Below are 24710 nucleotides of genomic sequence, written 5' to 3'. Positions count from 1 at the left end.
ATAAATAAGAAGAGGGAAGAATATGGATGTTAAAAGTAATATTATAAATGCATTAAAAAAAGTAATTAGTGAAGAATTAAAAAAAGAAATAGATATAAAATTAGATGAACCTCCAAATTTAGAATTAGGGGATTATTCTGTTAATATTTGCTTTAAATTATCTAAAGAATTAAAGAAAAGTCCAAAAGAGATTGCCGAAAGTATAGCAAATAAGTTAAAAAGTATGAATATTGAGGGTGTTAAAGAAATAAAGGTAGTTAATGGATACATAAACTTTTATATTGATTATAATAAATTAGGTAAAGATTTAACAGAGGAGATTACTAAAGAAGGACATAATTATGGGAGAGGAGACAAAAAAGGAATAAAAATTATTTTAGAACATACTTCTGCAAATCCTAACGGACCTTTACACATAGGGCATTTGAGAAATGCTATTATTGGAGATAGTTTAAAAAGAATATTGGAGTTTTATGGTTATGATGTTGAAACTCACTACTATGTAAATGATATGGGTAGGCAGATGGCGTTGGTTGTTTATGGTATAGAGTTGTTTGGTTTAGATGAAAATAAGAAGAAAGATAATGCAATTGCTGAAACTTATGTAAAAATTAATAAGTATTTAGAGGAACATCCAGAGGAAGAGGAAAAAATCCTTGAATTAATGAGAGAATATGAAAATGCTTTGGAGAGGAATGAAGATAATGAAATTGTCAAAAAATTTGAATTTGCAGTTAATTATGCATTGGATGGAATAAAAGAGACCTTAAAAAATTTAAATATAAAACATGATACATTTGTTTGGGAAAGCTCTTATGTAAGAAATGGAATGGTTAAAGATGTTATAAAGAGGTTAATGGAGACTGGTAAGGTAATTAAAGAAGATACATATATACTCGATTTGTCAGATTTTGGTATTCAAAAGAAAATGGTTTTAGCAAGGGCTAATGGAACAAGTTTGTATTCAACGAGAGATATTGCTTATCATTTGGATAAACTATCAAAGTGTGACATTGGAATAGATGTATTGGGAGCTGATCACAAATTAACTGCTGAAATGGTTAAAGCAGCATTAAAATTGTTAGGTAGTAAAGTTCCAGAAGTTATATTTTATGAATTTATCTCACTTCCAGAAGGTTCAATGAGTACAAGAAAAGGTAGATTTATTAGTGCTGATGAGTTGTTAGAGGAGGCTATAAAGAGAGCTAAGGAAGAGTGTAAAAAAAGAGGAGTAGATGAAAAAATAGCCTATGATATTGGATTGGGGGCAGTTAGATATAACATTGCAAGAATTTCTCCAGAAAAGTCAATGATATTTAAATGGGATGAGGCGTTAGATTTTGAAAAAGTAGGATGTCCATTTATACAGTATGCCCACGCAAGATGTTGCAGAATTTTGGAAGAGGCAGAAAATAAGAACATTAAAGATGAGGCAATATTTGATTATGAATTAACTAACGAAGAAAAAAGTTTAATTAAAATGTTAAATGAGTTTAAAGATATTATTAAAGAAAGTGCTGAGAATAGAAAAGTGCATATCTTAGCTAATTACTTGTTAGAACTTGCCAAAACATTCAATAGATTTTATGCAAATTGTCCAATTTTAATGGCTAAAGATGAAAATATCAAAAAATCAAGATTGTCGTTAGTCAAAAGTACTAAAAATGTATTGGAAACTGGATTAATGTTGTTAGGAATAAATTGTCCTGGTAGGATGTAATGGTAATTGATTAAAAAATTATAAGTTATAAGATAAAGTATAATTAGATTGTAGGTTGTAGTTAATTATAAATAAAAAATCTCCTTATTTTTAAATTTAATTTTTATTGAGAATATTATTTTTAATTTTGCTAAATATTAATTATTAAGGAGGTTTGAAGAGAATGGAAGTTAAGAGAGTTTTAATCATTGATAATATTGATTCCTTTGTTTGGAACTTAGTTCAATATGTAGGAACATTGGGGCATAAAGTTAAATTAGTAGATAATAAAATAACCTTAGAGGATATTAAAAAAATAAATCCAGATAGAATAATTATAAGTCCTGGTCCAAAAACTCCAAAAGACGCTGGAAACTGTATAAAAATAATTCAAGAGGTTGATGTTCCGATATTAGGGGTTTGTTTAGGACATCAATGTATTGTTGAGGCTTTTGGAGGGGTTGTTGATAGGGCAAATAGAGTCATGCACGGAAAAGCAAGTTTAATAAAACATGATGGCGAAGGTATTTTTAAAGATATACCAAATCCTTTTTATGGAGGAAGATATCATTCATTAATAGCCAAAGAAGTGCCAAAAGAGTTAAAAATAACTGCTAAAAGTTTGGATGATAACTATATTATGGGAGTTAGACATAAAAAGTTGCCAATTGAAGGTGTTCAATTTCATCCTGAAAGTATATTGACAGAGTCTGACAAATTGAAATTTCCAGATTTAGGTTTAAAACTTATTAAGAACTTTATTGAAAGTGAATATTAAACAAAAATAAACTAAGTGAAAAATATGGATGTTTATGAAGTTTTATATCAATTTTGTTTAGAATATCCAGTATTGTTAGATGATAGAAAAGTTCCTTTATGGAAATTAAAAAAAGAAGATTTAGATAAGGTTAATTTAAATTTACCTTGGGACTCTATTAGAGATTTAGCAATTTATTTATATGAGTTAAAAAAGAAGCAACAGAATTCTAAGGAACTCGTTAAATTTGATATAATTGAAGTTTTAGTAGGAATATCCCTATTAAAACACGATAATAAAAACAACTATATGGGGCTTGTTACAGAGGAAATGTGTTTAACATATTTAAGCGAACTAATTACCGCGAGAATTAACTGCATAGCAAAATACTATTATATGATGAAAAAACCACAAAATACAAATATTTTTGATGAAATTATTTTAAAATTTCCCCAAAAAAAGGATATTCGGGCATCTAATATAAATGATTTGAGAGAGTTAATAAATAAAATTAAAAGATATTTTAAATGATTTATTTTTCAAATTCTAATAATAACACTTAAAAATTCATCAACTTTTTTAAAATCTTTTTTTCCTCCATATTTTTCTAATGAAGAAGATACATCTATGGCATAGGGTTTAACTGTTTTTATTGCCTCTAATACATTATCCTTATTTAAACCTCCTGCTAAAATTAAAGGTTTTCTCAAAGATTCCCTCAACTTCTTAGATACTGCCCAGTTGTGAGTTTTTCCCTCAAATTTTACATTTTCTATTTTTGTATCTACTAAAATAGCATCTACATATTTTTCATAATCTTTAGCTGTATTTAGTAAATTTTTAAATTCAATTTCTTCGTCTTTTGGTATATGGATAACTTTAATTATATATAAATCTATTATTCCATTATTTTTTAAACTTCTAAGATCTTTAACAAATTCTAAACTTTCAAAACCATGTAATTGTATAGCGTCTGGCTTTAAAAATTTATAAGTCTCTAATACTTCTTTTATATCATTTGGCATTATTACAGAAACCAATGATGTAAATGGAGGTATGTATTTTTTTAATTCTATAGCTTTATCTAAGGATATTTTTCTTGGAGTTTTTACAGGAACATCAATTATAACACCTACTGCATGAACTTTTTTTGATATATACTCCATATCTTCTTTATTTGTAATTCCACATATTTTTACTTTTACCAAAATTTCACCATAAATAATATTTATATCTTATTGGTTAATTTTATATAATATAAATTATCACTAAATAATAAGAGTGTCTATTTATTTAATTCATGTAACCAAATAATTACATATGACAAATTTTAAGATAATTCTAATTATTAAAGTTATTTACAGGATGATAATTATGAAACTCGTAAAAGATGCATTATCAAGAAATGATACTACAAGATATTTAAAGGATGAATTTGGAGAGGCAAGAATTGTAGTTGTTGGATGTGGTGGTGCAGGAAACAATACAATTAACAGATTAATGGAAATTGGAATTCAAGGAGCAGAAACAATAGCGATTAACACTGATAAACAGCATTTAGAAGTAATACAAGCAGATAAAAAAATTTTAATAGGTTCTACATTAACAAGAGGTTTAGGTGCAGGAGGTTATCCTGAAATTGGTAGAAAAGCGGCTGAAATGGCTAAAAATATATTAGAAGAGCAGTTAAAAGGGGCTGATTTGGTATTTGTCACAGCGGGAATGGGTGGAGGAACAGGGACGGGATCAGCTCCAGTAGTTGCAGAGATAGCCAAAGAAAATGGAGCAATAGTTGTAGGTGTTGTTACATATCCATTTAAAATTGAAAGAGCAAGAATGAAAAAGGCCGATGAAGGAATTAAAAGAATGTCAGAAGTTTGTGACACTGTAATTATAATAGATAACAATAAACTTTTAGAGTTAGTTCCGAATCTACCCATAAATGATGCATTCAAAGTGGCTGATGAAATTATAGCACAGGCAGTTAAAGGAATAACAGAAACAATAGCAGTTCCAAGTTTAATAAATATTGACTTTGCAGATGTCAAGGCAGTTATGGGTGGTGGAGGAGTAGCGATGATAGGTGTTGGAGAAGTGGATGGCAATGATAGAGGAGATAGAGTTCAAAATGTAGTAAGAGAAACATTAAGTTGTCCATTATTAGATGTTGATTATAGAGGGGCAAAAGGAGCTTTAATTCATATAACTGGAGGGCCAGATTTAACATTAAAAGAGGCAAATGACATTGGTGAAGGAATAACTAAGGAACTTGATCCAGATGCAAATGTTATATGGGGTGCAAGAATAGATCCAGAGATGGAAGGGTGTATAAGAGTTATGGCTATAATTACAGGAGTAAAATCTCCAAATATTATAGGCAAAGATACAAAACCAAAAAGATTAATTCCTAAAACAAATAATAATAAAAATACTAAAAAAGAATTTAAAAAATGCAACATCGACTTTATAGTATAATAATTTACAGACTATTATTTAATTTTTTAACTATTTTTTATAAAATTTTTATTTACAGATTTTGTTTATAATTTTTGTATTTTTTAGATTATAATGTTGTTTCGATAATTTTTTAAGATTTTAAGATAGGGATTTATATGAAGGCTTGTGAGAGATTGTTATTAAAGATAGAATCTCCTGAAAAATTTGTAGAAGAGTTTAAAAGGATTTTACTTGAAATGGGTCTAACTTTGAAGGAGTTTTCTGAGATTTCTGGAATACCATACAGCACATTATATAAAATAGTTCAGGGAAAAGATTTTAGAGTTTCAACCCTTGTAAAAATTTTAAAAACTATAAGATCCTTTGAGAAAGAGGAAGATACTAATATTATAGCAATCATTGCAGCGAGACCTGCATTAAATAGAATTACTACAAGAAAAATTGAAATTAATGGAAAAAGCTATTTATTAAAAGAGTATCCAGCAGGTTCTTTAGAAGAGTGCATCGTTGCCGCAGTTAGGGCAGAGAGAGAAGGAGTTAAAGGGATAGTATGTGCCCCTATCGTTAGTGCTACAATTGAAAAAATTGTTAATATCCCTGTTGCAGTTATAATCCCAGAAAAAGATGCATTTATGAATGCATTGGAAATTATTGTAAAAAAAATAAATGAATAAATATTTTTAATTATTCCTTATTTTTTATATACTGAATTATTTTTTCTAAAAGTTTATCAGATATATTAATATCTGAAACAATAGATAAACCTCTCCAAGATGGTGTAGAATTAACCTCCAATATTTTTAAACCTTCTTCTGACTCTATTAAATCAACTCCTGCATAAAATAAACCTATAGCATCTTTTGCTTTTAATGCTAAATCTTCAATTTCTTCAGTTATTTTACATTTTTCTATCTTAGCCCCTTGCGAAACATTATTTTTCCAATTTTCTCCACCAATTCTATACATAGCACTTACAACTTCATCATCTATAACAAAAACTCTTATATCTCTATAATATTTTCCAACAGGCTCTATAAATTCTTGAATATAGAATGTTTTGTATTTTTTCTGAAATTCATTTAACATCTGTATTTTAGTTATTATAGGCATATCTTTTTTAATTCTAATAATTCCCTCTCCTCCACATCCAAATATTGGCTTTATAACTACATCCTTAAAGGTTTCTATCCAATGTAACGCCTCAGTAATATTCTCTGTAACAACAGTTTTTGGTTGAGGAAGATTTTTTAACTCTAAATACATTGATGTTAAAAATTTATTTGAGGCAATATCTATACTATTAGGAGGATTAATAACAGGAACATATTTATTTAAATATTTTAAAACATCAAATCTAAAAAAACTGTCCCAACCAAGATTTCTAACAAAGAAAACATCAAAAGTATTTAACAATGTTCTATAATACTTTAAATTAAAATTTAGGTTAAACCCTGCCACTATATTTTTGGGATTTATAACTCTATAATCTACTTCAAACTTATTACAAGATTTTATTAAATCATTAACAATATTATCTCTATCTAAACTAATAATACCAAGTTTCACATTATCCCTCCTAAGATTAACAGTATAAAAATAAACAATAACATAAGTTTAAGTATTAGTTATAATTAAAGTTTTTATTAAACATTAGAATAATGAAATAATAAGATTCAATTTATAGTTATGGTGAATGAGATGGAGAAAAAAACATTGTCACTTTGTCCTGTATGTTTAAAAAGGATTCCAGCAATAATTATTGAAGAAGATGGAAAAATTATTATAAAGAAAACATGTCCAGAGCATGGTGAATTTAAAGATGTCTATTGGGGAGATGCTGAATTATATAAAAAATTTGAAAAATACGAATTTATAAACAAAGTTATAGTGACCAATACAGAAATAAAAAATGGCTGTCCATTTGATTGTGGATTATGTCCAAATCACAAATCAACGACTATATTGGCTAATATAGATGTAACTAATAGATGTAATCTAAACTGTCCAATATGTTTTGCCAACGCCAATAAATCAGGAAAGGTTTATGAGCCATCATTTGAAGATATAAAGAGAATGATGATAAATTTAAGAAATGAAATTCCACCAACACCGGCAATTCAATTTGCAGGGGGAGAGCCAACTGTTAGACATGATTTACCAGATTTAATAAAAACAGCAAGAGAATTAGGATTCTTACATATTCAATTGGCAACGAATGGAATAAAATTGAAAAATATAAATTACCTTAAAAAATTAAAAGAATCTGGTTTATCCACCATTTATTTACAGTTTGATGGAATTTCTGAAAAACCTTACTTAGTTGCAAGAGGTAGAAACTTACTACCTTTAAAACAAAAAGTTATTGAGAATTGTAGAAAAGTAGGTTTTGATAGTGTTGTTTTGGTTCCTACATTAGTTAGAGGAGTTAATAATAATGAGGTTGGAGGAATTATAAAATATGCTGCTAAAAATGTTGATATAGTTAGAGGAGTTAATTTCCAACCAGTTTCATTTACTGGAAGAGTTGATGAAAAGACGAGGTTAGAGGGAAGAATTACAATTCCTGACTTTATAAAGTTAGTTGAAGAACAAACTGATGGAGAAATTTGTGTAGATGATTTTTATCCAGTTCCATCTGTTGCTCCAATTTCTGTGTTAGTTGAAAAACTAACCAACGATAAAAAGCCAGTATTAAGTGCTCATCAACACTGTGGAACATCAACCTATGTTTTTGTTGATGAAGATGGAAAATTAATTCCATTACCAAGATTTATAGATGTTGAAGGATTCTTAGAATTAGTTAAGGAAAAGATTGATGAAATTACTGATTCAAAAATACATAACGCCAAAGTTTTAGGAGAAATTGCTTTAAAATTACCATCTTTAATTGATTTGAGTAAGGCACCAAAGTCAATAAATATAAAAACAATAATTGAGTTAATTATAGGTGTTTTAAAAAGTGATTATAACGCATTGGCTAAATTACATTATCATATGCTAATGATAAGTTGTATGCACTTTATGGATCCATATAACTTCGATATAAGGAGAGTTAATAGATGTTGTATCCATTATGCAACGCCAGACAATAGAATAATTCCATTCTGTTCCTATAATACAATATATAGACCAAAAATTGAAGATAAATTTTCAATTCCTTTAAAAGAATGGAAGAAAATGCATAAAATGGGAAATTATGGAGATGAAGAAGATTATTAAAGAAAGTAAAGAAGGAATCTTAATTGACATAGATGTTCAAGCAGGATCTAAAAAAAATGAAATTACTGGAATAAATGAATGGAGAAAAAGGTTAAATGTAAAAATAAAAGCTCCTGCAATTGAGGGAAAAGCAAATAAGGAGATAATCAAATTCTTTAAAGATATCTTTAAAAAAGATGTTGAAATTGTCTCTGGCAAGTTAAATCCTCAAAAAACTATATTAATTAGAGACATTAAAAAAGATGAAGTTATTAAAAAATTAGAAGAGTTGTTATAATTTTATTTTTATAAATTTTTATAACCTGGTAATATTTCTTTAAGATTTTTATAAACATTTTCATTTACGACTTCATATAAACTGTTTCCATAGGAATCCATTGCCACAATTAACGGACCAAAGTTATTAACTTCTAACTCCCAAACAGCTTCTGGCATTCCTAACTCTTCTAAGAAATATACATTATTAACTTTTTTAACTGAATTAGCCAACAGAGCGGCACATCCTCCCGGAGCGGCTAAATATACTGTTCCAAATTTCTTAAAATCTCTTAATAACTCTTTTTTCATTCCACCTTTCCCTATAATAGCAGAGATATTGGTTAATCTTATAAATTCTCCCTCTAAGTTATTCATTCTTGCAGATGTAGTAGGCCCTATAGAGATACACTTCCAAGAATCATTTATTTTTTTCATTATTGGACCAGCGTGATATATTATTGCCTCATTTAAATCAAAAGGAAGTTTTTCATTATTTTTTATCATTTTAATAATTTTTAGATGTGCCTCATCTCTTGCAGTATATATTTTTCCATTCAAATATACTATATCTCCTACTTTTAACTTTTTAACATCCTTTTTTGATAACCCATTAAATATATATTCCAAAATTTTCACCTCACATAATTGTTTTTAATTTTATAATTAATTTTTACCATAATTTATTTATAATTAATTTATTGTAAAAACTAAAATCAAAGATCTTTTTGGTGGTAAATATGATATGTATAATAATGGGTAGTGAAAGTGACTTAAAAATTGCTGAAAAGGCTGTAAATGTTTTAAAAGAATTTAATGTAGAGTTTGAGGTTAGGGTGGCATCTGCTCATAGAACTCCTGAGTTAGTTGAAGAAATTGTGAAAAATTCAAAGGCAGATGTTTTCATAGCAATAGCTGGATTAGCCGCCCACTTACCAGGAGTTATAGCAAGTTTAACAACAAAACCAGTTATTGCCGTTCCAGTAGATGCTAAATTAAATGGTTTAGATGCTTTATTAAGTTCAGTTCAAATGCCTCCTGGAATTCCTGTTGCAAGTGTAGGAATTGATAGAGGAGAAAATGCAGCTATTTTAGCCTTAGAAATTTTATCTTTAAAAGATGAAAATATTGCGAAAAAATTAAAAGAGTATAGAGAAAATATGAAGAAAAAAGTTTATAAATCAGATGAAAAAGTTAGAGAAATGTTTAAATAATCAAACCATTAAATTTTTATTTTACTACATTTTATTAAGATTGTTAAAATCTTAAAGAGGGATTAAATATGCAGAAAGTTAATCCCACAAGAATGGAACTATTAAAATTAAAAAATAAAATAAAATTAGCAGAGAAAGGACATAAGCTATTAAAACAGAAAAGAGACGCTTTAATTATGGAGTTTTTTCAAATAATTGAGCAAGCATCAGATTTAAGAAATAAAGTTGAAGAAAAATTGGCAGAGGCTTATAAAGATTTAATAATGGCTCAAACAGTTATGGGAACATTGGCAGTTAAAGAGGCATCATTTGCCGCAAAGAATGATAAATTAGAGGTTGATATGGATACAAAGAATATAATGGGAGTTACTGTTCCTACTTTTGAAATATACAATGTTAGAAGAAAAGTTGGAGAAAGGGGATATTCACCTTATGGCGTTAGCTCAAAATTGGATGAAGCGGCAAAGAAATTTGAAGAATCTTTGGAATTAATTACTGAATTAGCAGAAATAGAAACATCAATTAAGTTGTTAGCAGAAGAAATTATTACAACAAAGAGAAGAGTTAATGCTTTGGAGTATGTTATAATTCCAAGATTAAAAGAATTGAAGAAATATATATCTATGAGATTGGATGAAATAGAAAGAGAGAACTTCTTCAGATTGAAATTAATTAAATCGAGAATTGAGAAAAGAGAAGCAGAAGGAGAGGCAGTATAAATGAATTAAAAACTAAATAATTAATAATAATTTTCTTATTTTTGGTGGTGTTTATGGTATTTAGAATACTTGGAAGGATAACTGAAATAGAGAAGGAAATTAGAGAAGAAGAATTAAAATATGATTTAATAATTAAAAATGAAGCAAAAATTGGGCCAATAGTTGCAGATGAAGATAAAAAGTTTAAGCAAGGAGATGTAAAACCAATAAGAATTAAAAAAATTAAAGTGCCACCAATGTCTCTTCTTTTAATTTGTCCTTATGCAAGGCATAGAGTAGGACATGTTCTTGCAGTAGGGGAAGAGATACCAATGCCTATTGAATGTGAAAGAGAGTTAGATATGGCTACCTTTGTTAGTGGAATAGATGGAGAAGTGAAGAAAGGAGATTTAATTGGAATGTTGGTTATGATTGCTACTAAAAAGAAGGAAGAGTAAATATAAACAACATCTAATTTTTTTATTTTATTAATTTTTTTAAGCTATTTTTTCAAAAATAAAACTTATACTATGCTAATATTGTAAAATATTAGTCCAGGTAGATAATTATGAAATTCTTCGATAGAGAAAAGGAGATTAATAAAATCATATCCATTATAGCGGGAGAACCTAATTTTATTTACTTTGTATATGGTCCTATAAATAGTGGTAAAACTGCCTTAATTAATGAGGTAATTAACAATAGATTGAATAGAAATAAGTATGTTGTCTTTTATATAAACCTTAGAGGGATTTTTATCTCTAAATATGAGGACTTTATAGAGGTTTTGTTTGAAGAATATAGTGAAGATAAAAAACCATTAGATATTATTAAGGGGCTAATTAAAGACATTCCAGTAGTAAGTGGAATTCCAATACCTAAAAATACATTAGATGAGTTATTAGATAAAAAAAGCCCTAAAAATGTTTTTAAATATATTACTAATATTTTGTTAGAGTTAAAAAATCAGGGGAAACAGCCAATTTTAATTATTGATGAACTACAAAAAATTGACGATATGAAAATTAATGGATTTTTAATTTATGAATTATTTAATTACTTTATTAATTTAACTAAAGAATTACATCTTTGCCATGTTTTCTGTTTAAGTTCCGATAGTTTGTTTATTGAGAAAGTTTATAATGAGGCTATGCTTGACGGTAGGGCTAAGTATGTATTAGTAGATGATTTTAATAAGGAAAATGCTCTAAAATTTATGGACTTCTTAGCTAAGGAAATATTAAATAAGAATCTATCAAATGAAGAAAAAGAACTAATTTATTCTTATGTTGGTGGAAAACCTTCTGATATTTATAGTGTAATTGATGAGATGAGATATGGAGAATTAGATAATATACTAAATGAAATGTTAAAAATAGAAATTTCAAAGTTAAAATACTTTTTAGAAGATGTAAAAGAGGATAATGAAGAATTTTATAAAGAAGTTGTTAATTATCTAAGTTTATTTAAAGAAAATTACATAATCGAAGATATTAAAATACCTAAAAAAATTAGAGAGTTTTTAATTAAAAAGAATATTTTATTCTTAAATCCAATTGAAGGAACTTTAAAGCCACAGAGTTTTTTAGTTTGGAATGCTATAAAGAGAGTTTTATAATTTATTAAAATTAAAATAAACCTTAACTTTTTGTGATTACTATGGATTCAATAGAATTAATTGAAATACTCTCTAAAAAAATAAACAAAAATGCAGTAGTAACTGAAATATCTAAGGATAGGGATCCTTTTAAAGTTTTAATCTCAACAATAATAAGTGCCAGAACGAAGGATGAAGTAACTGAAGAAGTTTCAAAAAGATTATTTAATGTTGTTAAGAATGTCGATGATTTATTAAAGATTGATGAAGAAGAACTATCTAAATTAATATATCCAGCGGGTTTTTATAAAAATAAGGCAAAAAATTTAAAAAAATTGGCAATAATTTTAAAAGAAAATTATAATGGAAAAGTTCCAGACTCATTGGAAGATCTATTAAAATTACCGGGAGTTGGTAGAAAAACAGCCAATTTAGTCATAACTTTGGCATTTGATAAGGATGGAATTTGCGTTGATACTCATGTCCATAGAATTTGTAATAGATGGGGAATTGTTGATACTGAAACTCCTGAAGAAACTGAGTTTGAATTAAGGAAAAAACTTCCTAAAAAATATTGGAAAATAATTAACAACTTGTTAGTAGTTTTTGGTAGAGAAATATGTTCTCCAAAACCAAAATGTGATAAATGTTTTGAAGAGATTAGATTAAAATGCCCTTATTACAAAAAAATTAAGGTTTTTGAAAATATTTTAAAAAAATTTGATTTTAAAAAGGTATCTAAAAATAAAATTCCTAATGAAAAAGGGACTTATATTTTAAAGATTAAACTAAAAGAAGGTAAAAAAATAAAGTTTGGTAAGAAAGAGGAGTTCTTTAAAAAAGGAATTTATTTTTATGTTGGCTCTGCCTATGGAAATTCAATAAACTTAAAAAACAGAATAGAGAGACATTTAAAAGATGACAAAAAAATGCACTGGCACATAGATTATTTATTAAAATACGGTAAAGTTGAGGAAATCTTTATAACAAACAAAAGAGTTGAGTGCGAAGTGGCAAATGAGTTTATAAAGGAATTCGACTATATAGAAAGATTTGGATGTTCTGACTGCAACTGTAAGAGTCACCTATTTTATATGAAGCCATAGATTATTTAAATCTCTCTTTTCCACCAATATTTTTAATGATATTTAAAAATTCTTTTTCTATATCTTTTAACTCAGCTTTTTTACTATATCCATAAATTCTAAATGTGATACTTTTATATCCTTCCTCAATTTTATCTCCTTCATAAACGTCAATTATTTCAACATCAAAAAGTTTTTTAAGTAAATTTAAAATAACATTTTCATCAACAGATTTTTTAAATAAAACAGATATATCTGAATATTTTCTCTCAAAAAATTTTTTCTTTAAGTTCTTTAATTCTTCTCCAGAAAATACTTCAACTCTTAATATATTGAACTTCAATTCTTTTCCATTTTTTTCTAATATTAAATAATCATCTTCAATATTTTTTAAAATTCCAAAATGGATATTATTTGAATTTAGATTTTTTACAGCAATTTCTTTTCCTATTAACTTATTTAATTTTTCAATTTCTGATGATAAAGCAAATACTGCCTTGTCAGAGTAATAAGCCCCTCTCTTTGCCTCACTACCGAAGTGCTTAGCCGCCTCTTTCATTATTTTTACAAAACCTTCTCTATCTTTATTTGCAACGATTTTACTAATTTCCATACATTGATTTATAAAAGCTTTGTGAATTTCCTGTATTCTTGGATTGAACATTTGAATGTCAGCATATAAATAAGGATTTTGTCCTATAATCCTTCCAATAATTGAAATCATCAACTCATAAATTGGAGAGGCAAATTTTCTCGATTCTTTTATATCAACATTCAACTCTTTTAGAGTAGATCCTAAAGATATAAATGCGAAGTGCGTTAAACCTTGGACAATTCCCATAATTCTGTCGTGTTTTTCAGCTGGAATGACAATAACCTTAGCCCCTTCTTTAACTAAAAAATTATAAACTTTTTCAAACCATTCGCTCTTTTTATGCTTTTCAGTTGGTGTTAGAATAACAACCTGCCTTAATAAAGATGGAGTAGATGGACCAAACATAGGGTGTGTTGGAATAACAGTAACTCCTTCTTTAACATATTTTTCCATAGTTTTTGTAGGAATTTCTTTAATAGATGTTATATCCATTAATAAGCAACCTTCTCTTACATGAGGAGCTACTTCTTTAATAACTCTTTCAGTAACAGTTATTGGAACTGCAATTATAACAATATCCCCTTTTTTAGCCGCCTCTACATTGTTGTTTGTAAATTTAACATTTAACTCTTTTTCAACATTTTTTCCTTTTTCTACATCTCTTCCTGTAACTATAATGTTAAAACCCTTATTTTTTAAATATTTAGCAAACCATTTTCCCAAACCGTCAGTTCCCCCAATTATTGAAATAGTTAAATCTTTTTTGTCTTTTATATTTTCCATAATTTTCACCTTAGGACATTTAATAAGACATAGTTAAATAGAAAACCCAATAATGTTCCTACTAAAACTTGGGAATATGTGTGCTTTTTTAGATAAATCCTTGCATATATTGTAATAATTAAAAGAAAAATATATATTACAAATAAAAAAACATTGCCTGTAAATTTATAAATTAAATAACTCATTGCTGAAAGTCCATAACAGTGCATACTAATCTTCCAAAATTTTGTAATTATTAGAATTAATAAAACATTCCCCAAAAAAATAAAATTAAAAATATTGTGCCAAAATAATGATAATAAGAATATATATAAAGTTGTAATAGTTAAAGGGACTATTCTATTGTTTTTATTGTATATATCCCAACTTTCTTTTTTTATTTTTGCCCAGATTACCCAAAAAACTATTGGTATGCCATAAAATAAAGTTAAATAAAGATTAAAATTAGATATTACTAAAAATCCATATAATAAAAATAATAAATATAGTAGTGATATTATTTGAAAAAATTCTTTAATATTCACAACTCTCACCAGAACATCATATAAATTATGTAACATATTAGTGGAATTCCCACAACTGCCCAAATTAATGGATTCCATCTTAATACTTTTTCACCGTCAAATGGTGGAATTGAGAGCATGTTAAATCCTGCTAAAAATAAGTTAACCATAAAACCGTATTTCCCTATAAACCATAATAGATAATTTGACTTAAAAATTATTGATATTATTAAAAATATAAATGCTAAGGCAACATTTGTTAAAGGTCCAGCCAATGCAATTTTTCCATTTTCTTCAACTGTTAAATAATCTTTATAAATATAAACTGCTCCGGGGGCTATGAATGTAAAACCCAATGCAATTTTTAATATTAACGCCAATGCTAAACCTTCATACCATGCTCTAAATTCACTCCATGCTCCATACTTTCTTGCAACTGTTCTATGCATTAATTCGTGGAATATAAATCCACTACCAACGGCTATTAAACTAACTATAAAAATATACAACGAGAGAAAAGGATAAGAGAAAATAATTGCTATTGCAATGACTGATGCAGTTAAATCAATAATCTCTCTTTTTGAGAATTTAAAGATATTATACATCTTTTCACCACATAATTTTTATTTTAAATTTTAAATGAAGTCATTTATATTCTTATACTTTTTATGTAAGTATAAACCAAAAATAATTCCAGTTATTAATCCAGTTAAATGAGTAATATGTGCTATTCCAGTTTTCATAGAATATGGTAGAAGAATTAAATCTATAAGTGCAAATAATACAACAGCAATTCTAATACTAACTGGTATTGGTAGAGGAAAGACAACAACTCTTAAATTTGGAGCAATAACTGCTAAAGTACCTAAGATTCCAAATATGGCTCCTGAGGCACCAACAGAAGGAATAAAATTTCCAGTTATATATGCATAGACAATATAAGATAGATTTCCTAAAATTCCAGACAATAAAAAAATTAAAAGATATTTTTTTGAGCCTATTATTCTCTCTAAGTATGTTCCAAATAAAAACAATACAAACATATTTATCAATAAGTGAGTGATATTCGCATGCATAAAAATACTCGTAATTATTTGCCAAGGCATATATATAACAAGATTTGGCCATAAGGCAAAATAATAATATAGTTGGGGAACAAAAAAACTAATAACAAACATTAAAATGCAAATTCCAACTAATAAAAAATTAATCATTTTTTCCCTCAATAGAATTTTTAATAATTAGTTTAATTAAACCTTTATAAAAAGGTGATGCTTTTGGATATAGATATCTCTGGATTAATTCCAAAACACATGGAAAATAGAGGAAAATTAACTTTAAAGGAAAATTTAAAAATTATTGAAAATATTTTAGAGCAAAGAAAAGTTCCTGAAAGAGGAATAAGTGAGGAGCATATAAAATTTTTATTAAGAATTTTATCTTTTATGGATACAGATAAAGATCCGAATGTTATACAAATTGGTGAGAGAGAGGCGAGAGTTTATACCAAACTACAAAGAGAGAGTGTTTTTGACTTCTGCCATGGGGTTGGGAGAAGTGGAAATTTAATAGATCCTCAGCCAAAAGCTCCTGGAGCAAGTGTAATGTATAAATTAACTAACAAATTATTAGAGAGTTTTTTAAAAAGTTTAGGATTGAATGTTAAAGCAATAGCCACGCCAGTTGCTACTGGTATGAGTATATCATTATCATTATCTGCATCAAGAAAAAAATATAATTCTAATGTTGTTATCTATCCATATGCCGCTCACAAAAGCCCAATAAAGGCAACTTCATTTATAGGTATGAGAATGAGATTAGTTGAGACAGTTTTAGATGGAGATAGCGTTAAAGTTGAAGTATCAGATATAGAAGATGCTGTAAGAAAAGAGATTAAAAATAAAAATAACCCAGTAGTTTTAAGCACTTTAACTTTTTTCCCACCAAGAGAAAGTGACGATATTGAAGAAATTGCAAAAATTTGCCAAGACTATAATATTCCACATATTATAAATGGTGCTTATGCAATTCAAAATTTTTATTACATAGATAAAATAAGAAAAGCCTTAAGGTATAGAGTTGATGCAATTATTAGTTCATCAGACAAAAATTTATTTACTCCAATTGGTGGGGGAATAGTTTATACAAAGGACGAGAGTTTTTTAAAAGAAATCTCTTTAACATATCCTGGAAGAGCCTCAGCAAATCCAATTGTAAATATTTTAATATCTCTCTTAGCAATAGGAACTAAAAACTATATAGATTTAATGAAAGAACAGAAAGAGTGTAAAAAGTTATTGGATGAATTATTAAATGATTTGGCTAATAAAAAAGGAGAAAAGGTTTTAAATGTAAAAAATCCAATTTCTTCGTGCATAACTACAAAAAAAGATCCTTTAAATGTTGCAGGTAAATTGTATAATTTGAGAGTAACTGGGCCAAGAGGAGTTAGAAAGAATGATAAATTTGGAACATGCTATTTGGGAGAGTATCCTTATGATTATATAGTAGTAAATTCAGCTATTGGAGTTAAAAAAGAGGATATCTATAACGTTATTGAAAAGTTGAGTAAGGTTATTTAATAAATAAAGATAAAATTATAAATAATGATAAAAACTAAAATAAAAACAAAATAAAGACAAACAAATAAGGATAAACAATAACAACAAAGTAAAACCGTAAAGTAAAACATTTTAAACTGTGGGAGGTCGTGCTGTATCGTGATCATCTTCATCGAGCAAGGGCTCTCTCCCACGACTCGCCCAGACCTCCCTTTATCTGTTCCCCCAACTTCGAACCCTCTATCATCGCAACCTCTTATAGATGTGCTCCATTTGGGTCGGTTCGTTGGGGGTAAATATATATCTAAAATTTGTTATATAAAATTTAGCATTTATAACAATAATAAAAGGTGAGAATGTGAAGTATGTAGTAGGACACAAAAATCCAGATACTGACAGTATAGCATCAGCTATTGTTTTATCTTATTTCTTAGATTGTTATCCTGCAAGACAAGGAGATATAAATCCAGAGACAGAGTTTGTTTTGAGAAAATTTGGAGTTATGGAGCCAGAGTTGATAACATCTGCCAAAGGAAAAGAAATAATTTTAGTTGACCACTCAGAAAAGAGTCAAAGTTTTGATGACTTAGAGGAAGGGAAATTAATAGGAATTATAGATCATCACAAAGTAGGTTTAACCACTACTGAGCCAATTTTATACTATGCTAAGCCAGTTGGCTCAACAGCAACTGTTATTGCAGAACTTTATTTCAAAGATGCAATAGATTTAATAGGAGGTAAGAAAAAAGAATTAAAGCCAGATTTAGCAGGTTTGTTGTTAAGTGCAATAATATCAGATACAGTTTTATTTAAATCACCAACAACAACAGAATTAGATAAAGAGATGGCTAAAAAATTAGCTAAGATTGTTGGAATAAGCAACATCGAAGAATTTGGAATGGAAATTTTAAAGGCAAAGTCTGTTGTTGGTAAATTGAAACCAGAAGAAATTATTAATATGGACTTTAAGAATTTTGATTTCAATGGAAAGAAGGTTGGAATTGGACAAGTAGAAGTTATAGATGTCAGTGAGGTTGAGAGTAAAAAAGAAGATATATATAAATTATTAGAGGAGAAGTTGAAAAATGAGGGCTATGATTTGATTGTCTTTTTGATAACTGATATTATGAAAGAAGGTAGTGAGGCATTAGTTGTTGGTAATAAGGAGATGTTTGAGAAAGCATTTAATGTTAAATTAGAAGGAAACAGTGTATTCTTAGAAGGAGTTATGTCAAGAAAGAAACAGGTTGTTCCTCCATTAGAAAAAGCATACAACGAGTAAAATTATATTATAAATTTTAATTTTTTGTTTTAATTAGCAAAAAGGGATATATATGCACTATTCCATAATAAAACCAAAATGCAAAAAAGAAGTTATTGAGATAGATAAAGGTTCATTAAAGACAAAAAGAAAGTTTGCATTTTTGTTAGAAATAGGGGATAAAATATTAAAAAATAAAGAATTTTGGGCTAATGAAGATGTTGAAGTTGTAGAAGATTACTCTTTTACAAATTCTAAAAGACCTAAGGAAAAAATTGAAATTTATACAATAGAAAATATAGAGAGGGAATAATATGGATTTAGAAGGAAAATGTTGCTTAATTCATACAGTTGGTGGAATTATTTTTGGATATTTTGCTAATTATGTATATACAGCAGGTTTGGGAATATTTAGTGGTATAACAACTTTAATATTTTTATTTATTGGATCTGTGATTTTTGGACACATTTCTGCTAAATTATTTGGTAGTGAAAGTTTAACTCAAAAACAGTGGCTTGGCTGTGGAGTTCTACCATTTTTTTTAGTGGCAATTATTGTCTGGATATTGAAGTTTAACGGCTTAATTTAAAATAAAAATTAGATGGTGGAAAATATGGCATTAAAAATGGAAAAATCAAAGGAATTATTTGAAGAGGCAAAAAAATACTTAGTAGGGGGAGTTAATAGTCCAGTTAGATACTTTAAGCCATATCCATTTTTTGTTGAGAGAGCTAAAGATTGTTATTTATTTGATGTTGATGGAAATAAATATATTGATTACTGTTTAGCTTATGGTCCTATGGTTTTAGGTCATGCAAATGAAAAGATTATTAAGGCTGTAAAAGAGCAACTTGAATTAGGAACAGCATATGGATGTCCAACAGAGAAAGAGATAATTTTGGCTAAGGAAGTTGTTAAAAGAGTACCTTGTGCAGAGATGGTGAGATTTGTCAATTCTGGAACAGAGGCAACGATGTCAGCAATAAGATTGGCAAGAGGAGTTACTGGAAGAAAAAAGATTATTAAATTTGATGGAGCCTATCATGGAGCTCATGACTATGTTTTAGTTAAAAGTGGTAGTGGAGCATTAACCCATGGACATCCAAACTCTCCTGGAATTCCAGAGGAAACAACAAAAAACACTATATTAGTGCCTTTCAATGATGAAGATGCTGTAAAAAAAGCAATAAATGAAAATAAAGATGAGATTGCCTGTATTATAGTTGAGCCAGTAATGGGGAATGTTGGATGTATCTTACCAAAAGAAGGTTATTTAAAATTTTTAAGAGAAATAACTGAGGAAAATAATATTTTATTAATATTTGATGAAGTTATAACTGGATTTAGATTAGCAAAAGGAGGGGCTCAGGAATATTTTGGGGTAGTTCCAGATATTGCTACTTTGGGTAAGATATTAGGGGGAGGGTTTCCAATTGGTGCTATTGTTGGGAAAAAGGAGATTATGGAGCAGTTTTCTCCATTAGGTCCAATATATCAGGCAGGAACATTTAATGGAAATCCAGTATCAATAACTGCTGGAATTGAAACTCTTAAACAATTAGATGATAAATTTTATAAAGAAACATCAAGAACTGCTAAAATATTGGCAGACACTTTAAGAGAGTTATCTGATAAATATAATATTAAATCTAAGGTTTATAATATTGCATCAATGTTTCAAATATATTTCAACGATAAAGAAGTAATAAATTACGAAATTGCTAAGATGAGTGATGTTGAGAAATATATGAAATATTTCTGGGAGTTATTAGAGAGGGGAGTTTTTGTTCCTCCATCACAATTTGAATGTTGCTTTACTTCAATAAAGCACAATGATGAAGTTGTTGATAAGACAATAAAGGCAATGGAAGATGTGTTTAAAGAATTACAATAAGAAAACTTTATAATTTCTTTTTAATCTCCCTTGCTATTACCTTACTCAATATCGGTGGAACACTTTCACCAATTTGATTGTATTGAACTTCTTTTCCTCCAAAAAATATAAAATTATCAGGATAACTCATTAATCTTGCTTGTTCTCTTACAGTTAATAATCTATCTTCATAGGGATGGATAAATCTACTTCTACCTTTAACAGTTGGAGCTAACTTATGAGGATGGAGACGATACCAATTAAACATTAGTTTTTTCTTTCCTCTATATCTATATAATGCCTCTCCCCACTTTAATTTTGATATCATTTCTACTTTTTCCTTAGAAAGTTTTTTAATCTCATGGTTTTTAGCATCTTTTGGAATATCTTTTAAAGCCTCTTCCACAACAACGATTTTATCAACTTTCTTTGGTTTTAATTTTATATTTGAAATAAACATCCTCGCTCTTTTAGATGGATTTCCATAATCTTCCGCTCTTAATATATTAAAATAAACCTTATGCCCTATATCTCCAAACAACTTTTTTAATTCATCTTTAATTTCTTTAATTTGTGGCACATTTTCCATAACAAATACTAAATCCTCATTTTTTTGTGTAAAGTAATCTACATAATTTATATAGTATAAAACTAACCTGCCAATTTTGTCTTTATACAATCTATCTAATGGATTGTCTTTAATTAGTTTATTTGCCTTTGTAAATGGCTCACATGGAGGAGAGCCGATAATGACATCAACTTTTTCATTTTTTATAAATTCATCAAATGCTTTTGGAGGAATTCTCTTTATATCCTCCATCCACACTGGAGCTTTGATATTGTATAGATAAGTTTTTACAACAGGCTTAAAGTTCTCTATAGCTCCTAATATTCTGAAATTTTCATCTAAAAAACCTTTTGAAAATCCTCCACAGCCAGAGAATAAATCAATAACATTTATAGTGTCCATAATATCACCACTTTGAAAAAAATTATATCAAAAAATTAAAATCTAAATCTTAAAATAATAAAAATAGGATTCTTATTGTTTATTTTTAACGAATTCAATGACTTTCTTTTTAATCTCCTCTACATCTCCTTCATATTTTCCTTGAGCTAAATGCTCTCTTCCTCCTCCTTTAGCAATATATCTTATAAGCTCATTCATCTTTATATCAACATTTTCTCCTCTTTTGCATAGTATATTACCTTTATCATTTAATAATACAACTATGGCATTTTCAGTAGCTAAGTTATCAGCTATATTCAACATTTCCTTTGGATTTGCATCAACTTTTTCAACTAAAACTTTGTAATCTCCAACAGTTCCAAACTTATTCATTAATTCAAATTTTTTAAGTTCTCCTATCTTTTTCTCCAACTCCTCTATCTTCTTTCTTTGTTCTTTCCACTCTTCAAAGAATCTCTTTATTACCTTTGGCAATTCTTCAACAGGACATCTTAAAATTTCAGCACTCTCCTCTAAAGTATCTTCCATATCTTGGACTGCTTTTAAAGCACTTAAACCACTTGAATAAATCAACCTCTCTACACCATCTTGAACTCTTTCTGTCTTAATTATCTTTATAAAACCAACTTCTCCAGTGTTTTGGCAATGTGTTCCTCCACATGCTTGAACATCCACAATATTTCCATTTTCGTCTTCAATAATAACTATTCTCAAAACATTTCCTGGAACTACCCCTCCCTGATATATTTTAAATCCAAACTTCTCTTCAGCTTCATTTCTATCCATAATTATACTTTTTACATTGTAATTATTTAAAACAATTTCATTGGCTATTCTCTCAATCTCTTTTAATTCTTCTCTACTTATTCTCTTATAATGAGTTATATCTAATCTTGCTTTATCTACATCAACATCTGAACCTGCCTGCCAAACATGTTTCCCTAAAACTTTTTGTGCCGCTGCATTTATAATGTGTGTTGCAGTATGATGTCTCATTAAATTTAATCTTCTATCCCAATCAATAACTCCTCTAATGATATCTCCTTCTTTTAATTCATCATTTAAGTTTTCTATTTTATGATATACAATATCATTTTCTTTCTGCACATCGATAACTCTAAATTTCTTATCTCTTTTTATTATATATCCTGTATCTGCCTTCTGCCCTCCACCCTCTGGATAAAAGGCAGTTTTATCTAAGATTACATAATTACCAACAATTTTTAATATTTTTGCTTCAAACTCTTTCATTTTTGGATATTTGTAAAACAATAGTTCAGTTTTTTCAACATCAACTTCTGGCAATTTAACTTTTTCTTTAATTTCCTCTCTGTTTTCGTGTCTTTCAGCAACTATTGTATAAAAGTTATCTGGAATTTTAATATCTTTACCAAATGATTTAGCAACTTCCTTAACTATTTCAGGAGGTAATCCATGACTATCATATAATTCAATTAATGTATCTAAATCAATGTCTTTTTTACTCTTTAACAATCTCTCTACGATATTTTTTCCTCTCTTAATTGTTTGCCTATACTTTTTTTCTTCTATTTGTAGAATTTCCATAATATAATCTTCCATCTCTAATAATTCTGGATATAAATCTTTTAAATCTTCCAATTGCATTGCAACAATCTCAGTTATTGGTATTGAAAGGTTTAATCTATCCATATGTCTTAATGTTTTCCTTATAAGCATTCTAACTAAATATCCATCTTTAACATTTGAAGGGACTATTCCATCTCCTAACATAAATGTTAATGCCCTTGTATGGTCTGCTATTGCATAGATATCTTCATAAGGGGATATTAACTTGTCTAATTCATCAACTGGAATATTTACTTTATTAGACACTTCTTCTCTCAACTTTCTTAAATCTCCAACATCCTTAACATCCATCAAACCAGCAACTTCTGTAATTTTAGCTAAAATCTCCTTATCTATATTATTAATTCCAGCATCTTCCTTTAATTTATTAACAATATTCTTAAATATAGCATCATATATTGTTGGTTCTCCAGTTGAAGCCCAAACAAATCTCTCAATTCCATAACCAGTATCGACTATTTTTAATGGTATTTCTTTATAGCTATCTCCAACTTTTTCATACTGCATAAAAACTAATGTTGCTAATTCAACTCCATGTGTTATTACCTCATAGCACGGCCCAGCATTTCCTCCTCCTTCCCACCAACTCTCAATAAAAGTTATTGACTTTTCATCAATTCCTAATTTTTTAAAGAAGTTAAAGCATAGTTCAACTGTTTCATCCTGCCAATATTTGAAATCATCCTCTCTATTAAAAGCGTGATGTCCTCCCATTGTAAAGCATGTTAAATGCCTTCCAGTTCTTCCAACATTATCTATATCGTTCAACCTAATACATGGCTGAGCTATAACTAAAGGATTAGCCTTTGGCTTAACTATCCCCTTAGTAACCCAAGGTTGAAATACTGCAATAGAGGCAATTGTTAATAAAATATCATCTCTCCATCTTCTTGCAGTTACAGGTGCTCTTTTTACTGGTTGATGTCCATGTTCTTTAAAAAAGTTTATAAATTCATTAACCATTTCTTTGTAAGTGTATGGCTTTTTAGTTATTGGCTTTCCTATAAAGGAATAGATATCACAAGGAGCGTCTCCACAAGTTTCTCTCTCCTCATCTAATGTCCAAAAATACTGCCCACATTTTTTACACTTCTTTCTTACAAATCCTAATTCATCAAATAATTTTACTTTGTAATTATGTTCCATCTTACTCACCTTCAAATTAGTTATAAACCTAAATTCTTATTATTAAGTGTATTTAATATTTTTATGGTGTTATAAATATACTTGGAATATTTAAAATTTATGCTTTTTGATATATCTTCCCTCGCTAAAAATTTTTATTTTTAATTTAGAGGAGTTTAATTTATTATTTTTTAATTTTAAGGAATTTTATCAAATTTCGAAGGGTCTTCTATTTTGATTAATTTGAGTATTTGATTTTATTAAATTATTGAGATTTTTGGAAGATTTTATTTAATTGTTTTTATCTTTAATTTTCCCCGATAGTTAGATTTAAATTAAAAATTTTAAGGATTTTTAAAGTAATAATTAAGAATAAAAAAATTTATATATAAGTTCGGAGGTATATAAATAACAAGGGTAATTGACCCTCCGAACTATAACCCCTATAT

Annotated in this window: 25 protein-coding genes; 17 read left to right on the top strand and 8 right to left on the bottom strand. The window is 28.1% G+C overall.

Annotated features, from left to right (window positions below; all coding sequences use genetic code 11):
- Positions 1–22: 22 nt before the first annotated feature.
- The 3 genes from argS (at position 23) to HZY31_RS07115 (ending at position 2987) form a co-directional block, all read left to right on the top strand.
- Positions 23–1720 carry an arginine--tRNA ligase gene (gene argS, locus HZY31_RS07125; protein WP_297318715.1) on the top strand — a complete coding sequence of 566 codons (1698 nt, stop codon included), beginning with the start codon at positions 23–25 and terminating at the stop codon, positions 1718–1720.
- 163 nt (positions 1721–1883) lie between these two features.
- Positions 1884–2477 carry an anthranilate synthase component II gene (locus tag HZY31_RS07120; protein ID WP_297318797.1) on the top strand — a complete coding sequence of 198 codons (594 nt, stop codon included), beginning with the start codon at positions 1884–1886 and terminating at the stop codon, positions 2475–2477.
- Positions 2478–2501: 24 nt separating this feature from the next.
- Positions 2502–2987 (top strand): hypothetical protein, encoded by a 486-nt coding sequence (locus HZY31_RS07115; RefSeq protein ID WP_297318714.1) that lies wholly within the window; start codon positions 2502–2504, stop codon positions 2985–2987.
- Between the two features lie 8 nt (positions 2988–2995).
- Here the strand turns inward: HZY31_RS07115 and HZY31_RS07110 are convergent, their stop codons facing one another.
- Positions 2996–3664, bottom strand: a complete 669-nt coding sequence (locus tag HZY31_RS07110) for a phosphoribosylanthranilate isomerase (protein ID WP_297318713.1) — start codon at positions 3662–3664, stop codon at positions 2996–2998.
- A gap of 166 nt (positions 3665–3830) precedes the next feature.
- On the opposite strand from HZY31_RS07110, the gene ftsZ reads away from it, so the two are divergent.
- Entirely contained in the window at positions 3831–4931 is a 1101-nt protein-coding gene (ftsZ, locus tag HZY31_RS07105) for a cell division protein FtsZ (protein ID WP_297318712.1), read from the top strand.
- Positions 4932–5068: 137 nt separating this feature from the next.
- Positions 5069–5587, top strand: a complete 519-nt coding sequence (locus HZY31_RS07100; RefSeq protein ID WP_297318711.1) for a helix-turn-helix domain-containing protein — start codon at positions 5069–5071, stop codon at positions 5585–5587.
- A 10-nt stretch (positions 5588–5597) separates the two neighbouring features.
- On the opposite strand, the gene mptN is transcribed toward HZY31_RS07100, so the two are convergent.
- Positions 5598–6479: a tetrahydromethanopterin:alpha-L-glutamate ligase gene (gene mptN, locus HZY31_RS07095; protein ID WP_297318710.1), complete on the bottom strand. Its 882-nt coding sequence runs from the start codon at positions 6477–6479 to the stop codon at positions 5598–5600.
- 132 nt (positions 6480–6611) lie between these two features.
- Between mptN and tes the strand changes: the two genes are divergently transcribed.
- Positions 6612–8132, top strand: a complete 1521-nt coding sequence (gene tes / locus HZY31_RS07090) for a tetraether lipid synthase Tes (protein ID WP_297318709.1) — start codon at positions 6612–6614, stop codon at positions 8130–8132.
- A complete protein-coding gene (locus HZY31_RS07085) occupies positions 8110–8409 on the top strand; it encodes a DUF167 family protein (protein ID WP_297318708.1) in 300 nt (99 codons plus the stop codon). Before tes ends, HZY31_RS07085 begins: the two co-directional genes overlap by 23 nt.
- A gap of 8 nt (positions 8410–8417) precedes the next feature.
- On the opposite strand, the gene HZY31_RS07080 is transcribed toward HZY31_RS07085, so the two are convergent.
- Positions 8418–9017 (bottom strand): FumA C-terminus/TtdB family hydratase beta subunit, encoded by a 600-nt coding sequence (locus HZY31_RS07080; RefSeq protein WP_297318707.1) that lies wholly within the window; start codon positions 9015–9017, stop codon positions 8418–8420.
- 110 nt (positions 9018–9127) lie between these two features.
- On the opposite strand from HZY31_RS07080, the gene purE reads away from it, so the two are divergent.
- The 5 genes from purE to HZY31_RS07055 all read left to right on the top strand — a co-directional run bounded on the left by purE (position 9128) and on the right by HZY31_RS07055 (position 13002).
- A complete protein-coding gene (purE, locus tag HZY31_RS07075) occupies positions 9128–9601 on the top strand; it encodes a 5-(carboxyamino)imidazole ribonucleotide mutase (protein ID WP_297318706.1) in 474 nt (157 codons plus the stop codon).
- A gap of 68 nt (positions 9602–9669) precedes the next feature.
- Entirely contained in the window at positions 9670–10320 is a 651-nt protein-coding gene (locus HZY31_RS07070; protein WP_297318705.1) for a V-type ATP synthase subunit D, read from the top strand.
- Between the two features lie 53 nt (positions 10321–10373).
- Entirely contained in the window at positions 10374–10757 is a 384-nt protein-coding gene (locus HZY31_RS07065; RefSeq protein ID WP_297318704.1) for a DUF22 domain-containing protein, read from the top strand.
- 110 nt (positions 10758–10867) lie between these two features.
- Positions 10868–11917: an ATP-binding protein gene (locus HZY31_RS07060; RefSeq protein WP_297318703.1), complete on the top strand. Its 1050-nt coding sequence runs from the start codon at positions 10868–10870 to the stop codon at positions 11915–11917.
- A 50-nt stretch (positions 11918–11967) separates the two neighbouring features.
- Complete coding sequence (locus HZY31_RS07055) at positions 11968–13002, top strand: DUF123 domain-containing protein (protein WP_297318796.1); 1035 nt, start codon at positions 11968–11970, stop codon at positions 13000–13002.
- 1 nt (position 13003) lies between these two features.
- Here the strand turns inward: HZY31_RS07055 and HZY31_RS07050 are convergent, their stop codons facing one another.
- The 3 genes from HZY31_RS07050 to HZY31_RS07040 form a co-directional block, all read right to left on the bottom strand.
- A complete protein-coding gene (locus HZY31_RS07050) occupies positions 13004–14359 on the bottom strand; it encodes a prephenate dehydrogenase (RefSeq protein WP_297318702.1) in 1356 nt (451 codons plus the stop codon).
- A gap of 529 nt (positions 14360–14888) precedes the next feature.
- On the bottom strand, positions 14889–15467 hold the full coding sequence (locus tag HZY31_RS07045; protein ID WP_297318701.1) for a site-2 protease family protein: 579 nt from the start codon (positions 15465–15467) through the stop codon (positions 14889–14891).
- 30 nt (positions 15468–15497) lie between these two features.
- On the bottom strand, positions 15498–16040 hold the full coding sequence (locus HZY31_RS07040; protein ID WP_297318795.1) for a rhomboid family intramembrane serine protease: 543 nt from the start codon (positions 16038–16040) through the stop codon (positions 15498–15500).
- 93 nt (positions 16041–16133) lie between these two features.
- Here HZY31_RS07040 and spcS point away from each other — a divergent pair, with 93 nt between their 5' ends.
- From spcS to hemL, 5 genes are all read left to right on the top strand, one after another.
- Positions 16134–17444 (top strand): O-phosphoseryl-tRNA(Sec) selenium transferase, encoded by a 1311-nt coding sequence (gene spcS / locus HZY31_RS07035; protein WP_463671222.1) that lies wholly within the window; start codon positions 16134–16136, stop codon positions 17442–17444.
- 337 nt (positions 17445–17781) lie between these two features.
- On the top strand, positions 17782–18705 hold the full coding sequence (locus HZY31_RS07030) for a manganese-dependent inorganic pyrophosphatase (protein WP_297318699.1): 924 nt from the start codon (positions 17782–17784) through the stop codon (positions 18703–18705).
- A 52-nt stretch (positions 18706–18757) separates the two neighbouring features.
- On the top strand, positions 18758–18997 hold the full coding sequence (locus HZY31_RS07025) for a hypothetical protein (RefSeq protein WP_297318698.1): 240 nt from the start codon (positions 18758–18760) through the stop codon (positions 18995–18997).
- A 1-nt stretch (position 18998) separates the two neighbouring features.
- Positions 18999–19274, top strand: coding sequence for an EMC6-like membrane protein (locus HZY31_RS07020; RefSeq protein WP_297318697.1), 276 nt, complete (start codon positions 18999–19001; stop codon positions 19272–19274).
- A gap of 24 nt (positions 19275–19298) precedes the next feature.
- The gene (hemL, locus tag HZY31_RS07015; RefSeq protein WP_297318696.1) at positions 19299–20579 is read left to right on the top strand and encodes a glutamate-1-semialdehyde 2,1-aminomutase; all 1281 of its coding nucleotides are present in this window, start codon (positions 19299–19301) and stop codon (positions 20577–20579) included.
- Positions 20580–20586: 7 nt separating this feature from the next.
- Here the strand turns inward: hemL and HZY31_RS07010 are convergent, their stop codons facing one another.
- Together HZY31_RS07010 and alaS are read right to left on the bottom strand one after the other, a co-directional pair.
- Positions 20587–21519: a DNA cytosine methyltransferase gene (locus HZY31_RS07010; protein WP_297318794.1), complete on the bottom strand. Its 933-nt coding sequence runs from the start codon at positions 21517–21519 to the stop codon at positions 20587–20589.
- Between the two features lie 81 nt (positions 21520–21600).
- Positions 21601–24282, bottom strand: a complete 2682-nt coding sequence (gene alaS / locus HZY31_RS07005; RefSeq protein WP_297318695.1) for an alanine--tRNA ligase — start codon at positions 24280–24282, stop codon at positions 21601–21603.
- Positions 24283–24710: the final 428 nt, after the last annotated feature.

This window comes from Methanocaldococcus sp., from assembly GCF_024490875.1.
Taxonomy (GTDB): Archaea; AGJL01; Methanococci; order Methanococcales; family Methanocaldococcaceae; genus Methanocaldococcus.
This window is presented reverse-complemented; position numbering and strand designations above follow the sequence as displayed.